Below are 6,025 nucleotides of genomic sequence, written 5' to 3' on the forward strand. Positions count from 1 at the left end.
ACCGTGCTGCAGAAAGTGTTCAAGGACAAGGTTGCCTCGCCAGCCTGGCAGGAAAAGCTGCACCAGATCGTGCCTAGCTATGGCACTCAGCTGAATAGCAACCCTGCGAAAGTGGCTGAAGAGTGGGCTTACACCTCCAAGGTGCTGGAGCTGACTCCGCCGCCGGCGATTGGTCAGGTGGCGGCTCCGGCTGCTGCTCCGGCTGCTCCGGCCAAGGCGCCGAAGGCTAATGCTGCGACGGATATGGCTTTGTAAGTAGAAGCGTAGTCGCAAAGCCCACTGGATCGGTGACGGTCAGTGGGCTTTTTTGTGTCCGGGATTCGATATTGAAGATTACGAAATGCTAAGGATGACGAGTTTTTTGTGGCGAGGGGGCTTGTCCCCGTTGGGCTGCGAAGAAGCCCCAGAATGGTGAACGATCATTCAACGTCGTACATCAATTCCACGCTTTTTATCCATTCATTCGTCGCGTTGAATTTTGCGTAATAAATTTCCCTTTCTGCTGCGCTTAAATTAGTAAAAAACGGGGCAAGGTAATTATCGTTGTAATAGCCCTGAACACCTTGCATATTTCCTCCCCACCACGAAGGGTTGTATCCCTCGAAAACAATCCATGGAGGGGGCACGGAGAATTTCTCGCGAGCAATAATGGCCAAGAAATCAACGCTATTGGTGACCAGTCGTACAGTCACAGAATTGAATTCTCTGGTAGATATGAAAAATACCAAGTGCTCATTTTTCTGGGTGTTTACATACTGCTTTACGGGTAGTTCATTGAAAGATTTTTCAGTCGCATACGTGAAGTTGTCTTCGACCAGTGTCAAAAATTTACGAGTATCTTCGTGGCCGATTAAAAATGGAGAGTAGTAGGCTGGAATGCCTATGTCCTCCAACGACGTGTTTTGCGGATAGGCGGGCAGGGGGGGGCAATGCTTAATAAAGACTTAGTAAAGATCGACTTCAGTTCTGGTATGGAATATCCGACGATTTGTTCTTTCGGTTCCTGCTTTATAAAGGCTTTGATACGACTAAAGATGCTCATGATCTGTCTCAGTCCTGTAGGTATTCGGTGAGCCAACTAGCCCCCAAATAACCTGCGGTGCCGAAGATAATCCCTCCGATAGCTCCACTAACGATTGCTCCGGGACCCGTTTCAATGCCAACCGCAGCACCCGCGACGACACCTATCCTTGCTCCAGCAATAGCAGCGCCCCAACCACCAGCCTGCTTGACCACCTCAATAGAAATAGGTTTGATGCTCTTTTGCTTGATTGACTCGTCTGCAGCCAATTTTAAATCATATGCGGTGAAGCCAATGGCAAATACTCTGACCACTCTCGCACCTTTGATGAGTACGTTTGTGGCTTTGTACGAGCCAGGTGTAAAAATTGCTTTAGGAGGTATTTTGTCAGCTTGAACTAATACCTCTTTATCGATGTTTTTTACCCATTCCGCAATTTGATCGATCTTGGTCGCGTTTTTAGGCGCGACTTTTTTATATTCTTCCAAGGACTTTAATATTTCTTCGGTGCTAACCAGTTTTGCCCCTGCAGCCTTGGCTTTCGCAACATCGATGTAAACGGCCTTTCCTTCAAAACGTGGCGAGCCATCAGGGAAGATAGAACTGGTTGATACGTAGCTGGATGGATATTTCCTGCTGCTAAAAACATGTTCGGCTACGGTGGCGTGTGATTTCGGGTCAACAGGGATCATGCCGAATTTTTCTGGCTAGATTTCATGTTTGATTTGAAAATCTGGGAGATTCTTTGCAATCAGGTGAGGGTTGTCCGGAGATGCATAAATCTTTCTTACCAGAAAACCATCTTTACCAATTTCCTCGACCACAACAAACATATGGATGTTGGCAGGCATTGGATAGCCAGACACATTGCTTACCGAGCCGGCTTGCTGATTCGTCGGAACCTTACAAGAGAACTCGGTCATGCCTCACTCCATTTTTCAAGTGCCGCAACGCCTGTTGTGATTTCCAGTGTTTCCTGTTTTTTGGTAGTGATTCGTAGCGTATGTCCTGACTCGTCAGAAAAACCGGTGTAAACCTGACCGGTTTCATCTTTGATGTGATAGGGAACATGGGCGAGTGGTTGGCCGTCGCTTCCGAGAATACGGAACTGCTCATTGAATGGCTGCAGCCATAGAGGCATCGGTGAAGGCGGAGTGAATTCTGCGGGGGTGTGGGTGTTGCCGATGATCACCGTACCGGAGCCACTCACCACGTTATTGCCATGGGCTCCGATGCTGCCCACCGTTGCGGCAGGTTTGCCGTTGATAAGAACGGTAGAGGCGACCTCTCCGACAATGGGACTGCCACACGCACTTTTGTCGTCTTGGCGAGCAGCAGCCAAGCCGTCGAAGAAAACATCGGGGGAGCCAGCGGCGATGGGGTTAACCCCGTGGCCGGGAAGCGGACAGCTAGTTGGGTCCGTGAAACGGGTAGCAGGTTTGCCAGCCATTTTGAACATCCTTGTAAAACGAATAGCCGACGATTGTTGCACAAAGAATCTGCCGACAGCCATGGCGAATAACCGCTCTTGCTCTAGAACCCAGTGCACTAGGCGGTAAGCGCGTCATCCTGTTTGGCCCATTCGCGAACCCCTCCGCGTTGCAACGATCAAAGCCCTTTACCGAGGGGCAAGCCTCTCGGTAAAGGGCTGAGTGATTACTTAGGTGGAACGAAGTTATCCAGCATTCGATTCACCGCCAGTTCCGCCAGCATGATGACCTGCTGAAGCGCCAGCAGGGTATTGCGGTGGGTGCCCTCCACCAATGCAGCAATGTCGCTGGCCATGACACTGGCCGATGCCAGGTTCTCACACGTTTGAACCAGCAAGGCTTCATGGCCGACATCCGGCGCAACCATGTACATGGTGCTGGGTTTGCGTGGGGTGTTGTTCATGATCGCTGCCGGGTTGAGGTAGAAATTCAGGGCACTCTCGGCGGCTTCGTGGAATTTTTTCGAGTCGAGGGATTCGTACGGGGATGCCGGATCGATGTCCGGTTCCGGTGGATTGGGTGTCACTTTGAACATAGATGAAACTCCCACTTAGAATAAATAAGAGCCATCACCCTCGCTACCAAACGAAGGGTGGCGGCCATACGCGGGTTGGTAGACCGGTCTAAGTAGGAAACCCGGCGCTCACAATGGAGCCCCACGCATGACCACCATATAAAGCTGAGCCCCAAAAAAGGTGCTGCATAAGGTGTCGCCATGCGACTACTTAAAGGCGGGCTACCAAACCCGATCACTGTTTTTCAGTGACAGGGAAACGATATAGCCCGCCCAACAGCCGCACAAGCCAGCGGATTCTGGCGCACGCGTAGGCAACGACGCAAGGCGTTGTAGCCGTTAGGACGTAACAGTGGGTGTCTTTAAACACGCATCGTTAAACGTGTGAGCGCTTTCAAAAAAAAGAGGAAGCGTCTGACATTTTTAGGGTTGTGTTGCGGCGCGGCTGCACCTGTCGCCCGCTTAAAATCATGTAGGGCGCACGGCGTCGTGGTTTTTTGAATCGAGGATTTGGTAGGAGGATGCCGGATCGGTCACTGGCGGATGGATAGGACGCTGAACGCTGCGTCGGTCCTTTTGAACGAGCCGGGGTTGAAAAAGGATGGCAACTGTATGCAGGTAATGGAGTCGTGGGAGGAGCTTCGCAATACCGACTTGCCTGAGGGCACCCTGTGTACAGTCACCATCAACATTAGGCATGGAGCTGCCTGTCCATTCAAAAGAGGCACATGCAACTCAACGTGCCACGGGCTGCTCCGCCCGGTCACTGCGGCGGTGACGGGAGACAAGATACTGGCGACCGCTTGGCGAAACAGGCGGCCAATTCTGTAGCGGGTGTAGGCAATGGCGTTGGATGTTGTAGCCTCACGAAGTCATACAGCGTTTCACCGAGCACGTCCTACCAAGGCGATTCACCTAGTCTTTACGCCTAGTTCAACTTCTGAGCTTCCAGTTTCGCCAGGAAGTCTCGAATATTGTTCTGTACGGCGCGATTGACTGATTCCTTGAGGCGGACGACACCCGCGAAGGCGTAGCCTGGAGGGACGATGCCCTGGGTGATGATCGTTTCTTCGAGCAAGGTTTCGCCCGTTTTGCGGTTTACCAGCAGGTACTTTGCGGAAGCATCAGTGACCATGGTCACGCCTGCTGCCGGCGGATCCAGCTCCTGGATTTTGACGAAAAGATTCACTTTTTTTGTCGACTCGTCGTCGAACACTGAGCTCTTGTTAATGGCTTCTACTACTGCCCTTTCCCAGAGTTCGGGAATGCCTTCACCATCGGACGGTATATTTCCTGTTTGCTCATTGGGGGCAGCGAAGGAAACGGATACTGCACGAAGGTCCGCGTCCACTTTGTGAGTCGAGGGCGAAATACTTGGAACGGAGAAATTCAGAGGGGGTACAGATGTGCAGCCGCTTAGCAAAGCGACCAGCAATGTACTGACGGCGATCCTTGAGCGCATCCTTGTTTCCTTTCTGAGAAATGAATTGAGGCGAGAAGAGCATAGTAGGCGTTAGCCCAAGTCGCCTTTGTCCCTTGCTAAACGGCGGCAAGATCTGCCGTTTAGCAAGGGACTCACTTTTTTGCCCAGGAAACTCAAACAGCCTTGATCGAGGGTAAATTCTCAAGGTTGCCTCTGGTGGAGCTGTCCCTTCGAGAGGCACCTACAACCTAACGTGCCACGGGCTGCTTCGCCCAGTCACTGCGGCGGTGACAGGAGGCACATGGAAACCCCAGATGAACACCTGCGCTCAGCCTCCCGAAGGGGCGGGTGGATCAAGATCAAGAGCTGCAGGCGAGCTAACGCTCGGCCTGTTGAGTGGTGAGGGGCGGGTGTACGCCGATGGATTTTGTAGGAGCGAGGCTTGCCCGCGAAGGCGACCTGACAGCTGTCCCATTTTTATTATCGCTAAACCTTTGCGACCTCAGGCCGCTATAGGCCAGAGCGAGCCCCTCCTCCAGGATCATCAGCCGTTAACGACTGAGGCACTTCGATAAGTTCAGTCGCCAGGCGGACCGCCTCTGTTCGTCCTAATTCACGTTCAAGCTCTCAAATTTTCACAGAAAAGAAAGGACACTTATGCGTCAACTTCTCCCCTTGGCAATCAGTTTGACTCTCATCGGCTGCGCCACCAGTAAAACCGACGTTCGCAATGAAGCCGAGGCTGGCAAGTTTGACCCCACCACCACCGCCCGTGTCCGTCTGATCACAGGCGATAACGCGCACGGCGGATTCGTCAGCGGCCAGACTTGCGAGAAGTTTTACAACGAGTCTCTCAAGAGTTTTCCCATCGAACAGTCCGGTTGGAAAACCGCCCATATCGACTCCGCAGGTCTTTATCCATTCCGGGAGTCAGACCATCAGAACAGCGTGATTGGCATGCCTGCGAGCAAGGAGAGCAAGCTGATCAACGAATCACCCCGACTCTACGACGAGCATGTCGTGACTGCCAACCAACCCTTCATTGCGACCTTTGGCATGGTTGGCTCGGTTTCATGCTCGCCCAAACCCGTGGTGTTCACGCCAGAGCCGGGGCAGGATTATGAAATGCAGTTCCAGATTGTCAAAATCAGCACGTTCAAAGCGGGTTGCATCATTCAGCTACGCAAACTCACTGCTGTTGGAAATACCACAATAGAAACGCCAATGCGACCACAGGTCTGCGCCAGGTCAGCAGATGGAAACTTTCACACCAAGGACCCACTCTTCAACGCCCAGTGAAGCCTCTGCTTCTTGCCTGCTTTCACCTTACCGGATCACCGCTCGGCAACATTCGTATACCCCCTGAAAAGGCCTCAAGCCAGCAGCTCGCTGATCCACCGAACCTGCCGGGCAACGTCTTGCAAAAAGGTGCAAAAAGGGGACTGATATATTTCCTATATATTTCCTTCAAAATAAATCAGTCCCTGAGAAATCCCCGCTTTTTCCTACAAAAAATCAAGAAGTTGGGAATTGAAGAGACCTGCATGGGTCGGCAGCTTGTATTGCACCACACAGAA

Annotated in this window: 9 protein-coding genes; 3 read left to right on the forward strand and 6 right to left on the reverse strand. The window is 52.0% G+C overall.

Annotated elements, in window-relative coordinates; translation table 11 throughout:
• Positions 1 to 255 (forward strand): malate:quinone oxidoreductase (locus tag ACIPLA_RS27770; protein ID WP_401177631.1); only part of this gene is annotated, 255 nt, incomplete at its 5' end.
• A 164-nt stretch (positions 256 to 419) separates the two neighbouring features.
• Here the strand turns inward: ACIPLA_RS27770 and ACIPLA_RS27775 are convergent.
• The 6 genes from ACIPLA_RS27775 to ACIPLA_RS27800 form a co-directional block, all read right to left on the reverse strand.
• The gene (locus tag ACIPLA_RS27775) at positions 420 to 692 is read right to left on the reverse strand and encodes a hypothetical protein (RefSeq protein ID WP_256348520.1); all 273 of its coding nucleotides are present in this window, start codon (positions 690 to 692) and stop codon (positions 420 to 422) included.
• 358 nt (positions 693 to 1,050) lie between these two features.
• Positions 1,051 to 1,713 (reverse strand): glycine zipper family protein, encoded by a 663-nt coding sequence (locus ACIPLA_RS27780; protein ID WP_401177634.1) that lies wholly within the window; start codon positions 1,711 to 1,713, stop codon positions 1,051 to 1,053.
• A gap of 15 nt (positions 1,714 to 1,728) precedes the next feature.
• Positions 1,729 to 1,944 (reverse strand): hypothetical protein, encoded by a 216-nt coding sequence (locus ACIPLA_RS27785; RefSeq protein ID WP_401177637.1) that lies wholly within the window; start codon positions 1,942 to 1,944, stop codon positions 1,729 to 1,731.
• Positions 1,941 to 2,471, reverse strand: coding sequence for a PAAR domain-containing protein (locus ACIPLA_RS27790; RefSeq protein ID WP_401177647.1), 531 nt, complete (start codon positions 2,469 to 2,471; stop codon positions 1,941 to 1,943). Before ACIPLA_RS27790 ends, ACIPLA_RS27785 begins: the two co-directional genes overlap by 4 nt.
• A gap of 206 nt (positions 2,472 to 2,677) precedes the next feature.
• Entirely contained in the window at positions 2,678 to 3,046 is a 369-nt protein-coding gene (locus ACIPLA_RS27795) for a DUF6124 family protein (RefSeq protein ID WP_401177640.1), read from the reverse strand.
• 907 nt (positions 3,047 to 3,953) lie between these two features.
• Positions 3,954 to 4,487, reverse strand: a complete 534-nt coding sequence (locus tag ACIPLA_RS27800) for a UDP-N-acetylglucosamine acyltransferase (RefSeq protein ID WP_218394557.1) — start codon at positions 4,485 to 4,487, stop codon at positions 3,954 to 3,956.
• A gap of 618 nt (positions 4,488 to 5,105) precedes the next feature.
• Between ACIPLA_RS27800 and ACIPLA_RS27805 the strand changes: the two genes are divergently transcribed.
• Together ACIPLA_RS27805 and ACIPLA_RS27810 are read left to right on the forward strand one after the other, a co-directional pair.
• Positions 5,106 to 5,747, forward strand: coding sequence for a hypothetical protein (locus ACIPLA_RS27805; protein WP_028940415.1), 642 nt, complete (start codon positions 5,106 to 5,108; stop codon positions 5,745 to 5,747).
• A partial coding sequence (locus ACIPLA_RS27810) for a hypothetical protein (protein WP_401177644.1) occupies positions 5,744 to 6,025 on the forward strand: 282 nt, incomplete at its 3' end. The genes ACIPLA_RS27805 and ACIPLA_RS27810, both read left to right, overlap by 4 nt.

It is taken from the genome of Pseudomonas sp. NPDC086112 (genome assembly GCF_044746425.1).
Taxonomy (GTDB): domain Bacteria; phylum Pseudomonadota; class Gammaproteobacteria; order Pseudomonadales; family Pseudomonadaceae; genus Aquipseudomonas.